At 70.8% G+C, this 16,254-nt stretch carries 17 protein-coding genes and 3 pseudogenes; 5 read left to right on the top strand and 15 right to left on the bottom strand.

Going from position 1 to position 16,254, the window contains the following annotated elements; all coding sequences use genetic code 11:
- Window positions 1-47: 47 nt before the first annotated feature.
- From ACFYZS_RS04780 to ACFYZS_RS04790, 3 genes are all read right to left on the bottom strand, one after another.
- The gene (locus ACFYZS_RS04780; protein ID WP_389006872.1) at window positions 48-587 is read right to left on the bottom strand and encodes an EF-hand domain-containing protein; all 540 of its coding nucleotides are present in this window, start codon (window positions 585-587) and stop codon (window positions 48-50) included.
- A gap of 179 nt (window positions 588-766) precedes the next feature.
- On the bottom strand, window positions 767-1,876 hold the full coding sequence (locus tag ACFYZS_RS04785) for a hypothetical protein (RefSeq protein WP_389006874.1): 1,110 nt from the start codon (window positions 1,874-1,876) through the stop codon (window positions 767-769).
- A gap of 384 nt (window positions 1,877-2,260) precedes the next feature.
- Window positions 2,261-2,614, bottom strand: coding sequence for a hypothetical protein (locus ACFYZS_RS04790; protein ID WP_389006876.1), 354 nt, complete (start codon window positions 2,612-2,614; stop codon window positions 2,261-2,263).
- Between the two features lie 222 nt (window positions 2,615-2,836).
- Here ACFYZS_RS04790 and ACFYZS_RS04795 point away from each other — a divergent pair, with 222 nt between their 5' ends.
- Window positions 2,837-4,252, top strand: a complete 1,416-nt coding sequence (locus ACFYZS_RS04795; protein WP_389006879.1) for an amidase — start codon at window positions 2,837-2,839, stop codon at window positions 4,250-4,252.
- Window positions 4,253-4,358: 106 nt separating this feature from the next.
- Here the strand turns inward: ACFYZS_RS04795 and ACFYZS_RS04800 are convergent, their stop codons facing one another.
- The 7 genes and pseudogenes from ACFYZS_RS04800 to ACFYZS_RS04830 all read right to left on the bottom strand — a co-directional run.
- Entirely contained in the window at window positions 4,359-4,817 is a 459-nt protein-coding gene (locus ACFYZS_RS04800; RefSeq protein ID WP_389006882.1) for an MBL fold metallo-hydrolase RNA specificity domain-containing protein, read from the bottom strand.
- A gap of 95 nt (window positions 4,818-4,912) precedes the next feature.
- Window positions 4,913-5,245: a hypothetical protein gene (locus ACFYZS_RS04805; RefSeq protein ID WP_389006885.1), complete on the bottom strand. Its 333-nt coding sequence runs from the start codon at window positions 5,243-5,245 to the stop codon at window positions 4,913-4,915.
- 22 nt (window positions 5,246-5,267) lie between these two features.
- Window positions 5,268-6,857 carry a phytoene desaturase family protein gene (locus ACFYZS_RS04810; protein ID WP_389006887.1) on the bottom strand — a complete coding sequence of 530 codons (1,590 nt, stop codon included), beginning with the start codon at window positions 6,855-6,857 and terminating at the stop codon, window positions 5,268-5,270.
- A complete protein-coding gene (locus ACFYZS_RS04815) occupies window positions 6,850-7,362 on the bottom strand; it encodes an SRPBCC family protein (protein ID WP_389006889.1) in 513 nt (170 codons plus the stop codon). Before ACFYZS_RS04815 ends, ACFYZS_RS04810 begins: the two co-directional genes overlap by 8 nt.
- A gap of 95 nt (window positions 7,363-7,457) precedes the next feature.
- Entirely contained in the window at window positions 7,458-8,291 is an 834-nt protein-coding gene (locus ACFYZS_RS04820) for a hypothetical protein (protein ID WP_389007567.1), read from the bottom strand.
- 118 nt (window positions 8,292-8,409) lie between these two features.
- A pseudogene (locus ACFYZS_RS04825) lies at window positions 8,410-8,550 on the bottom strand (glutamate-cysteine ligase family protein); the annotation flags it as partial.
- Window positions 8,535-8,711, bottom strand: a pseudogene (locus ACFYZS_RS04830) (glutamate-cysteine ligase family protein); the annotation flags it as partial. The pseudogenes ACFYZS_RS04830 and ACFYZS_RS04825, both read right to left, overlap by 16 nt.
- A 383-nt stretch (window positions 8,712-9,094) precedes the next feature.
- Here ACFYZS_RS04830 and ACFYZS_RS04835 point away from each other — a divergent pair.
- Window positions 9,095-10,966: a SpoIIE family protein phosphatase gene (locus tag ACFYZS_RS04835; protein WP_389006892.1), complete on the top strand. Its 1,872-nt coding sequence runs from the start codon at window positions 9,095-9,097 to the stop codon at window positions 10,964-10,966.
- A gap of 253 nt (window positions 10,967-11,219) precedes the next feature.
- On the opposite strand, the gene ACFYZS_RS04840 is transcribed toward ACFYZS_RS04835, so the two are convergent.
- Genes ACFYZS_RS04840 through ACFYZS_RS04850 form a run of 3 tightly spaced genes read right to left on the bottom strand, consistent with a single transcriptional unit; the run spans window position 11,220 to window position 12,773 of the window.
- On the bottom strand, window positions 11,220-12,107 hold the full coding sequence (locus tag ACFYZS_RS04840) for an iron-containing redox enzyme family protein (protein ID WP_389006895.1): 888 nt from the start codon (window positions 12,105-12,107) through the stop codon (window positions 11,220-11,222).
- Entirely contained in the window at window positions 12,104-12,373 is a 270-nt protein-coding gene (locus ACFYZS_RS04845; protein ID WP_389006896.1) for a CDGSH iron-sulfur domain-containing protein, read from the bottom strand. Before ACFYZS_RS04845 ends, ACFYZS_RS04840 begins: the two co-directional genes overlap by 4 nt.
- The gene (locus ACFYZS_RS04850) at window positions 12,357-12,773 is read right to left on the bottom strand and encodes a methyltransferase (protein WP_389006898.1); all 417 of its coding nucleotides are present in this window, start codon (window positions 12,771-12,773) and stop codon (window positions 12,357-12,359) included. Before ACFYZS_RS04850 ends, ACFYZS_RS04845 begins: the two co-directional genes overlap by 17 nt.
- Window positions 12,774-12,877: 104 nt before the next feature.
- On the opposite strand from ACFYZS_RS04850, the pseudogene ACFYZS_RS04855 reads away from it, so the two are divergent.
- A pseudogene (locus ACFYZS_RS04855) lies at window positions 12,878-13,141 on the top strand (aromatic acid exporter family protein); the annotation flags it as partial.
- On the opposite strand, the gene ACFYZS_RS04860 reads toward ACFYZS_RS04855, so the two are convergent.
- Complete coding sequence (locus tag ACFYZS_RS04860) at window positions 13,130-13,399, bottom strand: hypothetical protein (RefSeq protein ID WP_389006899.1); 270 nt, start codon at window positions 13,397-13,399, stop codon at window positions 13,130-13,132. The pseudogene ACFYZS_RS04855 and the gene ACFYZS_RS04860 sit on opposite strands and share 12 nt — an antisense overlap.
- Window positions 13,400-13,721: 322 nt before the next feature.
- Here ACFYZS_RS04860 and ACFYZS_RS04865 point away from each other — a divergent pair, with 322 nt between their 5' ends.
- Window positions 13,722-14,804, top strand: a complete 1,083-nt coding sequence (locus tag ACFYZS_RS04865) for a zinc-binding dehydrogenase (RefSeq protein ID WP_389006901.1) — start codon at window positions 13,722-13,724, stop codon at window positions 14,802-14,804.
- A gap of 47 nt (window positions 14,805-14,851) precedes the next feature.
- On the opposite strand, the gene ACFYZS_RS04870 is transcribed toward ACFYZS_RS04865, so the two are convergent.
- Window positions 14,852-15,184, bottom strand: coding sequence for a plasmid stabilization protein (locus ACFYZS_RS04870; RefSeq protein ID WP_389006903.1), 333 nt, complete (start codon window positions 15,182-15,184; stop codon window positions 14,852-14,854).
- Window positions 15,185-15,696: 512 nt separating this feature from the next.
- Here ACFYZS_RS04870 and ACFYZS_RS04875 point away from each other — a divergent pair.
- The gene (locus ACFYZS_RS04875) at window positions 15,697-16,110 is read left to right on the top strand and encodes a nuclear transport factor 2 family protein (RefSeq protein ID WP_389006905.1); all 414 of its coding nucleotides are present in this window, start codon (window positions 15,697-15,699) and stop codon (window positions 16,108-16,110) included.
- The last annotated feature ends 144 nt before the right edge of the window (window positions 16,111-16,254 follow it).

Below are 16,254 nucleotides of genomic sequence, written 5' to 3' on the forward strand. Positions count from 1 at the left end.
GCCCCGCAGCGCCCCCTCCGGCCCGGCCGGCCGTACCCGACAAGGAACTAGTCTGCGAAGCGGCCGCACAGCCAGTTGCCCGGCTCTGCGGGATCGTCGCTGATCCAGAACTGGCGCCACAGCAGCGCGAACTCCTCGCGGCTGAGGTGCCCGTCCCCGTTGAGGTCGAGCAGCTCGAAGACCCCGTCCAGCGGGACCGGCCGCCCGCTCCAGGTCTCGACGAGCCTACGGTGCTCGGCCGGGGAGATCACCCCGTCACCGTTCTCGTCGACCGCCTCGAAGACGGTTTCGGCAGTCGCCGTGACGGTCGCGACCATGGCGGGCAGTTCATCCACCAGCGCGAGCAGCTCGCCCATGTCCACTGCCCCGTCGCCGTTGGCGTCCCCGCGTTCCGACAAGGCCGCCCACCACCCCATCAGCAGTGACTCCAGCCGCGCCCGCAGCTCCGTCTCGGCCGCCACCCTCGGCAGCCGCTCCCAGCGCTCGACGAGCGCACGGAAGTCCGCCTCGCGCAGGAAACCGTCCCCGTCCGCGTCGAATGCGGCGAACATCTCCTGAAGCTTCCGCTCCTGGAACCGACTGGCCACAGCAACCTCCCCCACACCCCGGAACGAGCCCTGACGGCCCGTCATCCTAGGGCGCACCGCCCTCGGGTCCCCACCGGCACATACGCCCGACGCCTCACCCGTTCGGACCACTCCCGGCTCACTCACCACCGACCCGCAGCCACCCGACAAGCTCTGAGCCCGCCCGGCGCGCGCCGGGTTCACCCTTCTGGAGCGGGGGCTGGAGAGCCCGCCACCAGCGCCTCCACCTGGGGCCGCAGCGCCGGCTCCGCGCACAGCATGAAGTGATCGGTCCGCCGCAGGTCGAACACCCCCCTCACGCCGTGCCGCCGCGCATGCGCGACCAGATCGTTGAAATGCGTCTCGAAGCGGGTGGAGAAATGGATCCGCACCGGCCCCGCGCACACCGACCGCAGCCGCTCGCACCGGCGCACGAACCGCTCGTAGGACCCCACCTCCTCCGCGTCCTCCCACACCTCGCCCGCGTACCGGCACACCTGGGCCAGGTCCTTCCCGGCGATCCGGTGCAGGTAGTCGCAGAAGTTCGCGAAGGCGTCCAGGTCCCGGGTCCCTGCCACGATCCCGCGCAGTGCCGCCGCCGGATCGGAAAGGTCCAACCCGGCGAGGGCCCGGGTGACGGGGAGGGTGGACCGGTTCATGTTCGGGTCCAACAGCAACACGCCCGCGAGCGAGGGCCGTTGTTCCGGACGCTCCGCCCACCGCTCCGCGAGACGCAGCACCGTGTCGGCCCCGTACGAGAACCCCACGAGCACGAGCCGCTTGCCCGGGTGGCGCCGGGAGAGGGCCCTGATGGCGCCCGCGATCAACTCGGTGTGCGTGGCCAGGCCGATCGGCCGGTAGCGCGCGTCCCGGGCTTCCTCCGGATGGTGACCGAACGCCGTCAACGCGACGGTGTGCGGCCGGGCCGAGGCCATGTACGGGCGGAACTCCGAGGCGTCCGTGCCCAGACCGTGCAGCAGGACCACCAGGTCACGCGAGGCCGTGGCCCGCTCCAGGTAGCGCAGTCGGCGGCCAAAGACCATGTGGTCCGCCGGCAGGTCCACATCGAAGTCGTCGGCACTGATCTCGAAGGACCCCTCGACCACCGCCGGCCCCGCGTCCCGACCGCGCGAACCCGCCCTGCCGCCCCACCACCCGAGGCCGAAACCGACGCTCGAGGCGAGGAGCGCGACACCGGCCGGCGCGACGGCATGCGACCCGACCCAGGCGAGGACGGCGCGGGCCTCGTCCGAGTAGATCCCGATCAGGATCCCCAGCACGCCCCCGACTCCGGCCAGGGCCGCACGCACCCGGGTCACCACGCTCGTGGCCGGGCCAGGGCCCGGAGCCGTCATCCCGCGCCCCCCCGGCCGCGCCGATGCCCGCACCCCTGTCCGTAACCGCACCCCATCACCCCGTTCTCGGCGTCGCGGCCCCCGTCGCACCGGTGTGCGCATCCCCTACCCTCCGGGTGGGCAGGCGAAGCCCTTCCGGTTCCCGGGCCTCGGCCAGGCTGGCCGGCCGACCGACCGACCTACCGACCAGTCCAGCAGGACCTACTCGGTCTCCGCCGGGCGTCCGGAAGATGGCGGTCCGCGTCAGCCGCAATGGCCGGTCACCGCTGTCGCCCCGGATGCGGCCGTGGTGTTCCCGGTGCCGGTCACCGCCACCCGGGCCGGGCCGGGCCGGGCCGGTCAGCTGTAGTCGATCCCGCTGAGGGCGTCGCTGCCGTCGCCGTCGGCGGAGGCGTTCCCGGTCCGGTCCGCCCTCGCCGATCCGCCGCCCCGACCCGCCGGACGCCTCACCCCGGTGACTGCACGACCCCCGCCGCCGGCCCGCGCCCTTCCGGTCCGGACGGCCACGTCGTCCGTACGGCGTCCCGGAGTCTGGACCAGCGCCCAGACCAGGGCCGCGATGCCGACGGCCGCCTGGACCGAGGCCCCGGCCAGTTGCCCCGCGTCGGGGCTGTCCAGCAGCCATATCAACGGCGTGGAGAGGACTCCGACTGCCGCCAGCACAATGACCGTGATCTTCCACCCCTGCGACATACGGGCCCCCTGTCATGACGTGTCCTACTCGCTGATGGTCCGCCACTTCGCGCCGTATTGCGAGGGATTCGCCAGAAGGACGCACTGCATCCGACGGACCGCCGGCCGGCGTGCAGAGCACGGGCCGGTCGTGAAGGCTGCAGGGCGCGAAACCCTCGCCTGTTACCCGGCAGTAAGGAATGATGGCGGCGACCATCCACGAGTCCGGGGGCTGAGACAGCGGTGAAGAGTTTCGACGAACAGACAGTCGTGCACGCCTTCTCGGACGACTCCCTGGGTGAGTACGACGCCGTCGGTCTCGCCGCGGCGATCCGGCGGGGCGAGGTTTCCGCCGCCGAAGCCGCCCGGGACGCCGTGGAGCGTGTACGGAGGGTCGAGGCACGGCTGAGCGCGGTGCAGGCAAGCGTGGACAGCCCGGCGCCCGCTGCCGCAACGGACGGTGCCTTCGCCGGGGTTCCGACCTTCGTCAAGGACAACACCGATTACCTCGGCCTGCCCACCGGGCACGGCAGCGCAGCCTTCCGTCCGAGTGCGGCACGGCGGAATGCGCCGTTCACCCGACAGTTCCTGAGCAGCGGCGTCACGGTGCTGGGCAAGACGCGGCTGCCCGAGTTCGGATTCAGCCCGACCACCGAGTACGAAGGCGCCGAACCGGTTCGCAACCCCTGGCACACCGGGTATTCGGCAGGCGGTTCCTCCGGCGGCAGCGCGGCTCTCGTCGCCGCCGGAGCAGTGCCGATCGCACACGCCAACGACGGCGGCGGCTCGATCCGGATACCCGCCGCCTGCTGCGGCTTGGTCGGCCTCAAACCGACCCGGGGCCGGGTCGTCGCGAACGCCCAGAGCCGCCAGCTGCCCCTCGACCTGGTCTGCGACGGAATCGTGAGCCGTTCCGTTCGGGACGCCGCCGCGTTCCTCGCCGCCGCCGAGAGGTACCGGCGCAGCCCCGGGTTGCCGCCACTGGGCCTGGTCGAAGGCCCTGCGGGGCAACGGCTGCGCATCGGGTTCCTGCTGGACTCACCGAACGGAGTCCGCTCCGACCCCGCAACGCGCGCGGCGGTCACCGAGACCGTGACCACGCTCGAGCGGCTCGGCCACAGCGTGGAGCCCGTGGAGTTGGCCATCGATCCGAGTTTCACCGACGACTTCCTCGCGTACTGGGGGATGCTCTCCTTCCTCGTCGGCCTCACCGGCCGGACCCTCGGGTCGGACTTCGACCGGCGCCTGATGGACGGCCTCAGCCGGGGACTGCGCGAGGACTATCTGCGCAACTGGCGGCGCACCCCCGGAGTACTGCGGAGGCTCAAGCGCACGAGGGAGGCGTACGCGGCCTCGTTCCGCGGGCTCGACCTCATGCTCTCGCCCGTGCTCGCCCACACCACGCCTCCGATCGGCCACCTCAGCCCGACGGTCCCCTACCCGACCCTGATCGAACGGATCCTCGCGTACGTGGCGTTCACACCGGTCGACAACGTGGTCGGCACGCCCTCGATCTCCGTGCCTACGGCCGGCGCCGCAGAGGGCGGGCTGCCCGTCGGCGTGATGCTCTCCGGCCGCCCCGGCGGTGAACGCAAGCTTCTGGAGATCGCGTTCCAACTGGAGGCCGACCGCCCGTTCCGGCGCATCCAGGACCAGTGAGACCGCCGCCTCGCTCGTGCGAGCCGCCGCCGTGTCGCCGGCGGCCTCCGGCTCGCGTGAGTCCGAGCCGCCGTACCGACTCGCCTCCGGGGCCGTCCGGCCCCGGTCAGCGGACCAGAACGGCCTCCCCGGACTTGGGTACGACAGCCGTCCAGCCCAGCTCGTCATCGATCCGGTCGCGCAGGGTTTCAGCGGCGCTCTCCTCGCCGTGGACGAGGTAGGTGGTGTGCGGGGGTGGGGCGGCGCGCAGCCATTCGATGATCTGGTCGGCGTCGGCGTGCGCCGAGAAGTACGGGACGTCGGCGACCTCGGCGCGTACGGGGACGTACTCGCCGAACATCTTGAGCGTGCGGGCGCCGTCCAGAGGTCTCGGGAGCGGGTGCCGGCGGCGGCGACAGCTCGGGCGAGCGGGCCCGAATGGCGTCGCGGTAGACGTCCAGTGCGGCCAGGGCCATCGGTCGACGTAGACGGGTACGCGGCGTGGCAGGGTGCCGTCCCCGCGCAGGGTGGCCAGCTCGTGCAGGACGACCTCGGTACGGTCGATCGCGAAGGCCGGTATGACCACGGTCCCGCCCCGGGACGGCGCGCGGGTGATAGCCGAGGCGCATTCGCGTCGCGCGCCCCGGTGGTCGTGGCGGCGGTTCCCGTACGTCGACTCCGTCAGCAGGACGTCGGCGCCGGAGAACGGCTCGGGCGGCAGGAGGAGCGGGTGGCCGGGGCGGCCGAGGTCGCCGCTGACGGCGAGGGTGCGGCCGTCCTCCGGGTCAGGTGCGCCCAGGCCGAGCCGAGGATGTGCCCGCCGTGATACAGCATCAGCTTCGTACCGGCCATGATCTCGATCTCGCCGCCCACCGGTACCGGGTCGAAGTACGTGATCGTGTGGTCGACGTCGTCATCGTCGTAGAGAGGCTTGGCGGGCCGGTGCTTCGACCAGCCGTGCTGGTTGGCGTGCTCGGCGGCCTCCATCTGGAGGCGGGCGCTGTCGCGGAGCAATGAGGCGGGCCGGGTGGCCGGTTCATATGCGTTGGGCGCGGTGCAGGAGGGGGTGGAGCCCGTGGCGTCGCAGAGCGGCCCGGGCGGCGTTCGCACCCGGGGCACCGTGCACGCCGCCGCCGGGGTGAGCGGCCGCGGAGGCGAGGTAGAGGCCCTTGACCGGTGTCTCGGGCCTGCCGGTGCCCGGGGTGGGGCGGAAGATCGCCTGCTGATGCAGGGCTGTCGTCCCGTTGTTGATGGCGCCGTTGTGGAGGTTCTCGTCCATGGCCTGGAGGGTGGTGGGGGCCAGGATCCGGCGGGCGGCAATCCGGGCGCGGAAGCCCGGTGCGAACCGTTCCACCTGCGCTGCGATGCGATCGGCCATGGCCTCCTGTTCGTGGGCGCCCCAGCTGCCGGTGATGCCGTCGGGGCCGGCGTCGGCGGTGATGCGTTGTGGGACGTGGGTATAGGCCCAGGCCGATTCCGTGCCGGCCGGTGAGCGGGTCGGATCCGCGGTGGTCATCTGGCCGAACAACGCGAAGGGTTCGTCGGGGACCTGTCCCATGGCGATCTGTGAGGCGAACCGGGTCAGGCCGTCGACGCCGTCGGCCACGTGGACCGTTCCCGCTCCGGCGGCCTGCGGCGCCGTCCACGGCACCGAGCCGGTCAATGCCCAGTCGACCTTGAACGTCGCAAAATCCCACTGGAAGCGTTCCAGGTCCCGCAGGAGGCGGGACGGCAGGTGTTCTTCGCCGACGAGGTCCCGGTACAGAGTCGGGGCGGACGTGTCGGCCAGTACGGCGCGGCGCGCGCTCACGGTCTCTTTGCCCTCGGTCCTGACCCCGACCGCCGTGCCACTGCGTACGACAACGGAGGCGACGCGCTCCCCGCAGCGCAGGACGCCCCCTCGGCGCCGGAGGCGGCTCACGAGCGCGTCGGTCAGGGCGCCGGCGCCACCCACGGGCACGGGGAAGCCGTGGCTCTGGCCGAGCATCGACATCAGCCAGCCGAATCCGCCGCTGCCGACGGCCTCCGGGGCCAGGTCGGCGTGCAGGGCGTTGCCGGCCAGCAGGAGCCGGCCCCCGTCCCCGGCGAACTCCTCTTCGCCCAGGCGGCGTACCGGCAGGGCCAGGTTGCGGGCCAGCCGCAGTCCCCCTGCGGCGCGGAGCCTGGCTGCCAGCCGGAGCCCGGAGCGGACCGGCGGGAAGGGAGTGAACAGGGCCTGCACCAGGTCCGGTCCGACACGGCTCCACACCTCGTACATGTCGCGCCAGGCGTCCGCGTCGGCCGCCGCGAACTCCCCCAGCCCGGCTGCCGTCTCCTCCATACGGCGCTCCAGCACCGCGCACCGTCCGTCCAGGAGGGGGTGGGCAAGTACGGATGGGGCGTGGCTCCACCGCAGGCCCTCCGCGGCGAGGTCGAGACGCGCGAGCACCGGGGAGGCCGCGGCCAGCGGGTAGAAGGCACTGAAGAGGTCCGACACGTAGTCCGGATGGACACCGCGGTCGCTGCGCACGGCCCCGCCGGGCTCCTGCTGCGCCTCCAGGACCTCCACGCTCCATCCGGCGTCGACCAGGAGGTTCGCGGCCACCAGCCCGTTCGGGCCCGCGCCGATCACCACCGCGTCAGGCATGACGGACCTCGCGGTGGTCGTTCTCCACGAGCCTGGCCAGGCGGGCCAGCATGCCCCGGTGCCTGAGCTGGAGCGCCGCCTCGCTCACGGGGTTGTGAAAGGTCCCGCCGAGGCCGCGCAAGGGGTGCTCGTCGCAGACGACGAGGGTCTCCTCGCCCCACGGCCGGAGCTGCAGGAAGATTCTCGCCGTGCCCAAGGCCTTGAACGATGCCTCCAGTTCAAGCTCACGACCTGGCTCCTGGTGGCGCACCGTAGTCACCCCCTCGGCCGACCAACGGCCCAGACGCACGGTGTAAAGGAGCTGGGAGCCGACCTCGGGCCATGCCTGATCAAGTGGCGTGGAATCGGAGGGGCCCACCACCCACTCCCCGTAGCAGCTTGGATCCGCGAGTACCGCCCAGACAGCCGACGGCGAACGGTGAATCAGCTGGTTCCGTACGGCCATGAGCAGGTCCTTCTCGTGGAAGGGAGAATGCGAACTCGGTGGGTGCGTGCCCTGCCTCATTGCATGCGCCTCGGGCCGTCGACTGCGCGAGTGCAGCAGGAAGAAGGGACTACGTTTTCACGCGACCCGGTGCACTGGTTGGTGCCGGAACAGCGCTAGCCGGCGCTGCGCTTGCCGGGCGGATCCTGAGGGTCCACGCCCGTCGTGGCGGACGCGTCCTTCGTTCCGCTGGGCCGCTGGGAGCGACCGCGGGGGCCCAGGTCGTGCATGCCCTTCTCCCCGGACCCTTTGCTCTGGTCCTCGCCTCGTTTGCCGTGGCTCTTGACCGGCTTGCCGTGGGGGTTTCCGGCCTCTTCCTTGGAAACCGCCGGTTCGGGCCCCTTGGCTGGGGCGTATTTCTCCGGGTGGAAGGAACGATGGGCGCTCGGGTTCTCTTGCTGACGGGTCTCGTCCACATCGGGCGACCAGCCGTGCTGCTTGGTGCCCTCGTGGGGACTCGGTCCCTTGCCGTGCTTCGGCTGGGACGGCTTCGGCTGCTTCGTCATGGCCTGGCCTGCTGTCTTATTCGGGAACTGCGCGCATAGGTACCTGCGCGTTTGCCATTGGTCTTCCCATCGTCCCACCGTCCATGGGAGCGGTCGCGTCGACTCCGGACCAGGCGCCCCGGTCAGGCCGCGGCTGTTCTGCGCGCGAGCTCGCCCACCACGTCGGTCAGGCGCCCTCTCCGTAGACGGGCGGCGCGCTGTCTCGCGGCTCCGCCGCCCGCCCTCACTGCCCATCGCGGCCTGGTCGGCGAGGGGCTCGATCCGGTGCGGGGAGAGGAGGGCAGGGGATGGCCGTCCGTTGTCGATGTCGGGCAGCAGTGCGGTGGCCAGGCCTCGCACGAGGGCGGTCAGCAGCACGACCGCATCGAGGTCGGCGTTCACGTCGCAGACGCGGATCTCCAGCGTCGGTACGTGCTCGGACGGGCGGGCGTGCCAGTAGATCATCCGGCGGTCCAGCAGGGTGCCGCTGCGGACCAAGCGGCCGGCGAGGCGCTCGTGGCCGGGCTCCGAGCAGGGGCGCGGGGCCGACGCCCGGCCAGCGCGCCCACTCGGCCGATCGGTGACTGGCCCAGCCGGTGTCCCGACCTCGGGAGAAGGGCGAGTCGGCGGCGATCGCCTGGAGTGCCGGGGCAGCCAAGGTCGCATGTGGTTGGCCAGCGCGAGCGCCTGGGCGTGTCCGGTTGCGCCGACGTGGATGTGACATCCGCACACCATCCCGTCGTACCTGCCCACCAGAGAGGACCACCGGCTGCCCATCCGCTCGTAGCGCTCGCCGGGGGTCACCGTCGGCGGACGCCCCGGTGGGACGGCTGGAGTGCCGGTGGCGACGAGCAGGCACCCCTCACCGGCCGCGGCCTCGGCCATCACCCGCCGCAGCAGGGCAAGTTCGGACCTGAGTACGGCCAGTGTCGCCGTGGGCGGGTGCACACCTCGACCTGTGGTGCGAAGAACTCCGTCTGCGCCTGTTCGCCCAGGAGCGGCACGGCGGCTTCAACGACATGGGGGCCCCGGCCCACGGGCATGCCCGTACGCCGGTCCACGAGCAGGAATTCCTCCTCGACGCCCACCATCATCCGGCGGCCTACCTGCGGCCGGCCGGCCTGTACCGGGCAGACGCCGCGTACCGGAACGGTCACCATGGCACACATGGAGTAGCCCTTCGCCGAACGGGCGGGAGCGTGACCGGCAGCCCCCAGCTGTCCTACGATGCGGTTGGGGGCCTCGGGACAAGCAGGACCGGAGGGCACATGCTTGAGCAGGGCCGGGAATCGGAGGCTGATCTGATCAGCGTCGCCCAGCAGCGGGCATTGCGGTCGGTCGGCCTGACGGCTACCTCCGATACCGGGATGGACCGGTTCGCCCGCCTGGTTTCACGAGTGCTGCACGTACCGGTGGCCTTCGTCTCGCTGGTCGAAGAGAACCGGCAGATCCTGCCTGGACTGATCGGTCTGCCGGAGCCCTGGGCGGGGCGTCGCGCGCTGCCGCTATCGCATTCGCTCTGTCGGTTCGTGATGGCCTCAGGGCAACCCCTCGTCGTCCCGGACGCCCGCGCCGACGACCGTCTCAGCAGCCACCCGGCCGTCACGGACCTCGGAATCATCGCGTATGCGGGATTGCCGCTGACCGATGCCGACGGGCTCGTCCTGGGCTCCCTGTGCGCCATCGACCACCAGCCCCGTACGTGGGAGCCGGGCGAGCTCTCCGACCTGCAGGATCTGGCCGCCGCCTGCTCCGCCGAGTTGCGTCTGCGCATCCTGTCCTCCCAGAGCCGGTCCGCACAGCAGGTGCTGGAGAGCGCACGAGCCGCCGCCGAGCAGGCCAGAAGCGATGCGCAGCGCCTGGAGCAGCAAGCCCAGGCCGGCATGGACCATGCCGAGCTGCTGCTGAGGGCCTCAGAGGAGCTGGCCCAGACGTCGGGGCTGGAGGACGTCCGGCGCCGGGTACGGGACCTTTTCGTCGGCGCGGGGAAGCCCTCGTACGTCGGCCTGCTGATCGCCGACAAGGACGAACTGCACCGGGTTCCCGACCCGGACATCGAGCACTCGGTGGAACGGGAGGTTCTCACGCTGCCCGTGGCCGCGGCGTTCCCGAGCACCCGGGCCATGCGGGAACGGCGGGCGGTCTTCGTACCCGACCGTGAGGCGCTCGTCGCCGACTACGGCCCCGAGGCGGTCGGGTTCTTCGACCGCATGGGCTTCACCACGGTCCTGTGCCTGCCGCTCTGGGGCAGCCGCGCCCTCCTGGGCGTGCTCGTGATCTGCTGGGTCAAGCGACACGAGGTGGGCGTCACCGAGCGGGCAACCCTCACCGCAGCGTCCGGCTACATCGCGCAGACCGTGGAACGCGCCCTGTATCTGGACGAACGGATCTCGGTCGCCCGGCAGCTCCAGGCCGCCATGCTCACCGACCTCCCCCTCGCCGACGGCATCGAGATCAGCGCCCTGTACCAGCCGGCCGCGGACGACCACATGATCGGCGGAGACTGGTACGACGCCTATCACCTGCCCCGTGCTCCCGCCTCGGACGGTGAGGCCTCGGCGCTCCTGGTCACGGTCGGCGACATCACCGGCCACGACATGCACGCCGCCACGATCATGGGCCAGATCCGCAGCATGCTGCGGCAGGCCACCCTCGACCATCCGCCCTACAGCCCCGCCACCGCGCTGACGGCCCTCGACGCGGCCTGCTCGATCCTGCCCATCGAGACCAGCGGCACCCTCGTGCACGCCCGCCTCGACCCCGTCGACGGCAGCCCCGACTGGACGCTGACCTGGTCCAACGCCGGCCACCCGCCGCCCCTGATCCGTACTCCCGACGGGCACGTGACCCAGCTGCTCGAGCACGACGTACTGCTGCACCGCTCTCTCGGGCCATGCGACCGCAGGGACCACCGACGCCCCCTACTACCGGGCTCGACGCTCCTGCTCTACACCGACGGGCTCGTCGAACGCCGCGGTCACGACATGGACGCGGCCGTAGCGCAGCTCATCGCCCTGCTCGCCCGCCACGGGGGCCGTTCCTTGGACGAGTTGCTCCGCCGGATCAGCAATCGGCTGGCCGACCCCGCGCCTGAGGACGACGTCGTCCTTCTTGCCGTGCGCACCCCCGCAGCGGCGTAGCCATAGCGGTGCGGAGACGCCAGCGGCTACAGCGCCTCGGCTTCACTCTCCGGTTTCGCAGGGCACTCGCCGAGGTGCAGGCCGCACTGACGATCGTCGAGTCGACCTCTCGGGGGTCGCGTACGCCGACTCCGGTCTGGTCCGGCTCCTCCTGGAGTCGCATCACCGGCTTCCCCCGTTCACAGGGGCCGGCCTCCTGCCACCGCAGCTTCGCTGGCTTCGGAGCTCAGCGGCGCCGCGGGGACGCTACGCATCACGCCGGACGTGGATGCGGCGCGCGAGGCCTGAGGCCGACGCGGTGCTCCCTGTTGACGACTCCCTGCTCCGCTGATGCTCGGCCAGGGGCGTGCGCAGTTCGCTGCGTTCGCGGGTCCAGGCTTCGCGGATGTGGCTCGCGAGACGGTCTTCGAGCAGGACGGTCGCCGACGAGCGCGCCGCGCAGGGCCCGGTGCAGCCCGAAGAGGGACATCAGGTTCACGGTGGCGAGCAGCGGCGCCGGGGCCTGCTCCAGATGGCGGCCGTAGGCGGGATCCAGGCCGAGGTCGGTCATGAGGTCGGCGAAGAGCCGTGCGTGGATGCGGTCGGCGCGGCCGGCACCGAACTCGTCGTACTCGACGGCCACCATCGCCGCCTTCGCGCGGCCGGTCAGGCGGGGGACGACCCAGACGTGCGGGTCGGCCTCCTTGAGGTGGTAGAGGGAGCGCAGGGCCGCGTACTCGCGCAACTGCCAGAGCTCACCCTCCGTTTCGAGGTGGTGGCTGAGGCTGTCGGAGAGGTCGACGGGTTCGACGAGCAGAGGGGCGAAGGCGTCCTCGACCGACCGGGGCGCGTCGGCCAGCTCGGTGCGCAGGGCGTGCAGGAAGCGGGCCTCGATGGCCTGGCGCAGGCGCAGCGGGTCCGGATCCCATTCCCGCGCGTCGTCCACCTCCTCGAAGCCGCGGTAGTGCAGTTCGTACAGCAGGTAGAGGGCGAGCTGGAGGTCGTCGCCCCACGGGTCCGCCTTGAGTACGGCGCCGGGCGCGTACACGGGCGGGGTTCCCGTCCGCAGGGCCCCAATGACGGCGTCGGACAGGTCGCCCCGTCCCTCGACGAGGCGGGGGCCGGCGGCCGTCACGTTGCTGGTCGGGCCGGGAGGGGTCATTCCGGGTTCCTGTCCTCGGTGGGCGATGCGGCTCGTTCGCGGCGGCGGTGGCTGGTGTCGCACCACGGATACGTACGACTGCGGCGGCAGGTACACACGGCGACCATAAAGCGGTCGGACCGGGCGACCGTCCCGTCGTCCAGAACGATTTCGACCGGCCCCTCCACCAGTACGGGGCCCTGGCACTCCAGGGTCACCCGGCGGGCGTCCGCTCCGACGGGGACGACGGGAACCGGGCACGCGATGGGTTCAGGGACGCCGGGCACGGATGACCACCAGCTCTTCCCGTTCTTCGGCCTCGGCCGCCAGACCCTGCTGTTCGAGCCAGGTTCGTCGCGACCGCAGGACCGGGCCCCACGGCACGGAGGCCGTCGCCGTGACTTCAGCGGACATCCCGGCCCCCGACAACCGGTCGAGGGTCCCCTCGGCGCCGCACATCCCCGAGTGGACCATGAGCAGGATCCCGCCAGGCCGCAGCAGCGCCGGGGCGTCCGCACAGATCCGGTCGATGATCGCGCGCCCGTCGAGTCCGGCGTCCCACGCCCGTTCCGGCCCGCGCAGGGGCGGCCTGCTGTCGGGAGCTGGGACGTAAGGAGGGTTCGAGAAGACGACATCGAAGCGCCGTCCCGTGGTGAGGGCCGCGAAATCCCCGTGCAGGACACGCAACGCGAGGAGCCGGGAGCGAGCGGGACTAGGTCCTGCTCGGTGCCAAGACGGTGATCGCGGCGACGGCGGCGTGGGTCCTGGCGCGCCACCTGCTGCCGCCGGCCGTGTCGACGTTCGCGCCGTTCACCGCGCTGGTGGCACTGCAGGCGACCGTGTACCGCTCGGTGCGCGACTGCCTCCAGTACGTGCTGGCCATGGCAGCGGGAGCCACGCTCGCCGCCACACTGGCGGCCGCGGCCGGCATCCACGGCTGGACGTTCGCGCTCCTCACCCTGTTCGCGCTCTGCATCCGCAGGATCCGGCGCTTCGGGCAGCAGGGCACCCAGGTCGCCATCGTCGGCTTCTTCGCGCTCTCCTCAGGACAGGGGCAGGTCGACTACATCGGCCAGCTGGTCGCCTCCGTAGGCATCGGCGCTCTCTGTGGCCTCGCCGCCCACCTCGTCCTTGCTCCCGCCCGCCACACCGGACATCGGCAGCAAGCCGTCACCGACCTTTACACCGTCATCGCCCAGCGCCTCGACGACCTCGCCGACACCCTCGAAGCAAGCGATCCCGACCGGAATCACCTGCGCCAATGGCGCCGCGACTGGCGCAGGCTGTCCGCCGAGTGCGAGCGCATCCGCCACACGATCGAAGCCGAGATCGAAAACGGCCGCATGAACCCACGCCCAGCGGTCAGCGGCTCCGGCGCGGCCCTCCCCCGCGCTCGGGAAGCAATCACTGTCGCCGAACGCAACTCCATGACCCGAACTCTGGACTACGCCCTCGACAGCGGGGAAATCGGGAGTCTCCCGGCCACCTTCCATCCCCGCTTCAGCGCTGTCCTGCGCGCTGTGGCCAAGGCGATGGAGGTGATCGGACAGGCGTCACACACCGATCCGTATCTCCTCGACGCGAAGATCGACGAAGCTGCCGGGGAACTCAACTGCGTGGAACAGGAGGAACGGAGTGGTCCTGCCCTTCAACATCGCCTGCGGCTTCTGCAAGCAGTGCGAACAGGGCCTCACCAACTACTGCCTCATCATGCAGCCCAAGCCGGACATGGCCGGCGCCGCGTACGGCTTCGCCGAGATGGGCCCGTACCAGGGCGGCCAGGCGGAACTCCTGCGCGTCTCGTACGGCGACTTCAACGCCCTGCGCCTGGGCGAGGACGCCGCCGAGCGCCGGCTCGACTACGTGATGCTGGCCGACATCTTCCCCACCGGCTACCACGCCACCGAAATGGCCGGAGTCAAGCCCGGCGACCAGACCATCGTCTACGGGGCGGGCCCGGTCGGCCTCATGGCCGCCTACTCCGCGATCCTCAAGGGCGCCGGCCGTGTCTGGGTCGCCGACCACCAGCCCGACAGGCTCCGGATCGCCGAGGAGATCGGCGCCATCGCCATCAACACCGCCGAGCAGGATCCGGCCGAGGTCGTCAAGGAAGCGACGCTGGGGCTCGGCGCGAACAACGGCTGCGAATGCGTCGGCCATCAGGCGCACGACCCCCGGGGCAAGGAGGACGCGACCCTCACCATGAACGGGCTCATCGATTCCGTCCGGTTCACCGGTGGCATCGGCGTGGTCGGCGTGTTCCTGCCCGAGGACCCGGGAGGCGCCGAGGCCCAGGGCGAGCTCGAAGCCCGGGGGAAGGTACCGCTGGACTTCGGCATGCTGTGGTTCAAGGGCCAGCGCCCCGGTACCGGCCAGGCGCCCGTCAAGCGCTACAACCGGGCCCTGCGCGACCTGATCGCCGGCGGCAAGGCCGAGCCCAGCTTCCTCGTATCGCACGAACTCAGCCTCGACGAGGCGTCCTCGGCGTACGAGCACTTCGACAATCGCGATGACGGCTGGACCAAGGTCGTCCTTCACCCCAACGGCAGCAACGGCTCCAGCCACCGCTCATCCGCCTCCACGCGAGGCAGCAGGAGCGCGGGAGACGGCTCCTCCCATCAAACCCTGGAGGAGCTACGTCGAGAGGCGAAAGCGCAGGGCATCGAAGGCCGTTCCCACATGAACAAGGAGCAGCTGCAGCAGGCCCTCAACCATTGAGCATCGACCGACGGGCGGCTTGGGCGGCGGTTGACCCACGACGCGAATCAGTGGCCGAGGGCGTTCTTGAGCTGCTGCTTGGTCATGGTCGAGCGGCCCTCGATGCCGCGCTTCTTCGCCTCCCGATAGAGCTCGTCCTTGGTGCGCTCGGAAGAGCCTCCGCCTTCGCTGCCGGACTTCTGTCCGCCGCGCTGTGAGGCTGACTTCCCCTGCGTGGAACTGCGGCTGGCCGTCTTGCTCTCCCCCGACCTCGCTCGTTCCTTGTTCACTGTCCGAGACGCCATCTCCTTCGCCCGGCCCTCGGACATGCCGCGCTTCTCACCGGACTCCTTGATGTGCTCGTACTGCCGCTCACGCTTCGGGCTCGAACCTCGGGGCATGACCAAACCCTTCATCGACGGTGTCGTGTCACGGTCATCGTGCGCGCACCCGCCGTGCCTCGCATCTCGTCGAAGCGTGACAGGTCCGTAGGTGAGCGGGATGCCGCTCACCTCGGACCAAACGGGGGCACAGCGTCCTGGAGCTCGACACCCTGGCTTTGTTCACGAGAACCGGTTCTGGCACACATTCCGTGAACGATCTTGCTGGCCCTCGGTCGGCAGGAGGAACGCATCACGTGAGTTGCGCGGATTGGATGTCACACGAGGCTGGTGGAACCCGAGCGTCGGCGGCCAGCTGCGTATCCCCAAGTACGGCCAGTCACGACGGCACCCTCCATGGCTGGTGCAGCGGTGTCGGACGTCTGTCGGTCATGGACAACGACTGTCGGCGCTTCGTCGGTGGGTGCAGCGACCTTGGGGATGCGGTCGGTGGCGTCCATGAAACTTCATGCCGTCCACGACCGCCCGTGAGACCCGTGCGTGGGGAACCACCAAATGAGGGAGAGCCGATCGTGAATCAGTCGCTCGTGGATCGTATGTGGGAGTACATGAACGCCGGCCTGGCCATGGACGTGGAGAGGCTGGATGCCCTCTACGACCCGAGCTTCGAGAACATTCGGTTCGACGAAGAAGGCCAGGTGGTGACCCTGACGAAGGACCAGTTCATGGCGCGCTTCCGTGCACTGCGGGACCGGGGATTGAAGGTGGGTGAGTCACTCGACGACGTCCGTCTTCTGGCCACCAGCGTGTACGACGGCCATGGGTCGATCATCATGCGCCGGGTAGAGGAGGGGGTCCCGGTGCTCTACAACTTCGTCTGGCGGTGGCAAGACGGTCGCTGGACCACGCTCCTGCGCGAGTTCACCTTCCACAAGGACATCACCAACCTGGTCAGGATGATTGAGTCCGAAGGCTCGCCCGCCTGACCGCCTGGCTGCCTCCGGAGGACCAGCGTTGCCCGACGATGGGACGCCAGCCTCACGTTCAGTAGTCATCGGCGGCCAGGTGACCCCCCTGTCATTTGGCCTACGACAGGGAAGTCGAACTGGCCGCTGACATCCGATTCAAGA

The sequence above is a fragment of the Streptomyces sp. NPDC001903 genome (genome assembly GCF_042891345.1).
Classification (GTDB): domain Bacteria; phylum Actinomycetota; class Actinomycetes; order Streptomycetales; family Streptomycetaceae; genus Streptomyces.

What these genes read in the sequence shown, in the direction of transcription:
- ACFYZS_RS04790 (WP_389006876.1), bottom strand. Translation starts at nt 2,614, where the DNA reads ATGTCGCAGGGGTGGAAGATCACGGTCATTGTGCTGGCGGCAGTCGGA.
- ACFYZS_RS04815 (WP_389006889.1), bottom strand. Translation starts at nt 7,362, where the DNA reads ATGAGGCAGGGCACGCACCCACCGAGTTCGCATTCTCCCTTCCACGAG.
- ACFYZS_RS04840 (WP_389006895.1), bottom strand. Translation starts at nt 12,107, where the DNA reads ATGACCCCTCCCGGCCCGACCAGCAACGTGACGGCCGCCGGCCCCCGC.
- ACFYZS_RS04870 (WP_389006903.1), bottom strand. Translation starts at nt 15,184, where the DNA reads ATGCCCCGAGGTTCGAGCCCGAAGCGTGAGCGGCAGTACGAGCACATC.
- ACFYZS_RS04820 (WP_389007567.1), bottom strand. Translation starts at nt 8,291, where the DNA reads ATGATCTACTGGCACGCCCGCCCGTCCGAGCACGTACCGACGCTGGAG.
- ACFYZS_RS04810 (WP_389006887.1), bottom strand. Translation starts at nt 6,857, where the DNA reads ATGCCTGACGCGGTGGTGATCGGCGCGGGCCCGAACGGGCTGGTGGCC.
- ACFYZS_RS04835 (WP_389006892.1), top strand. Translation starts at nt 9,095, where the DNA reads ATGCTTGAGCAGGGCCGGGAATCGGAGGCTGATCTGATCAGCGTCGCC.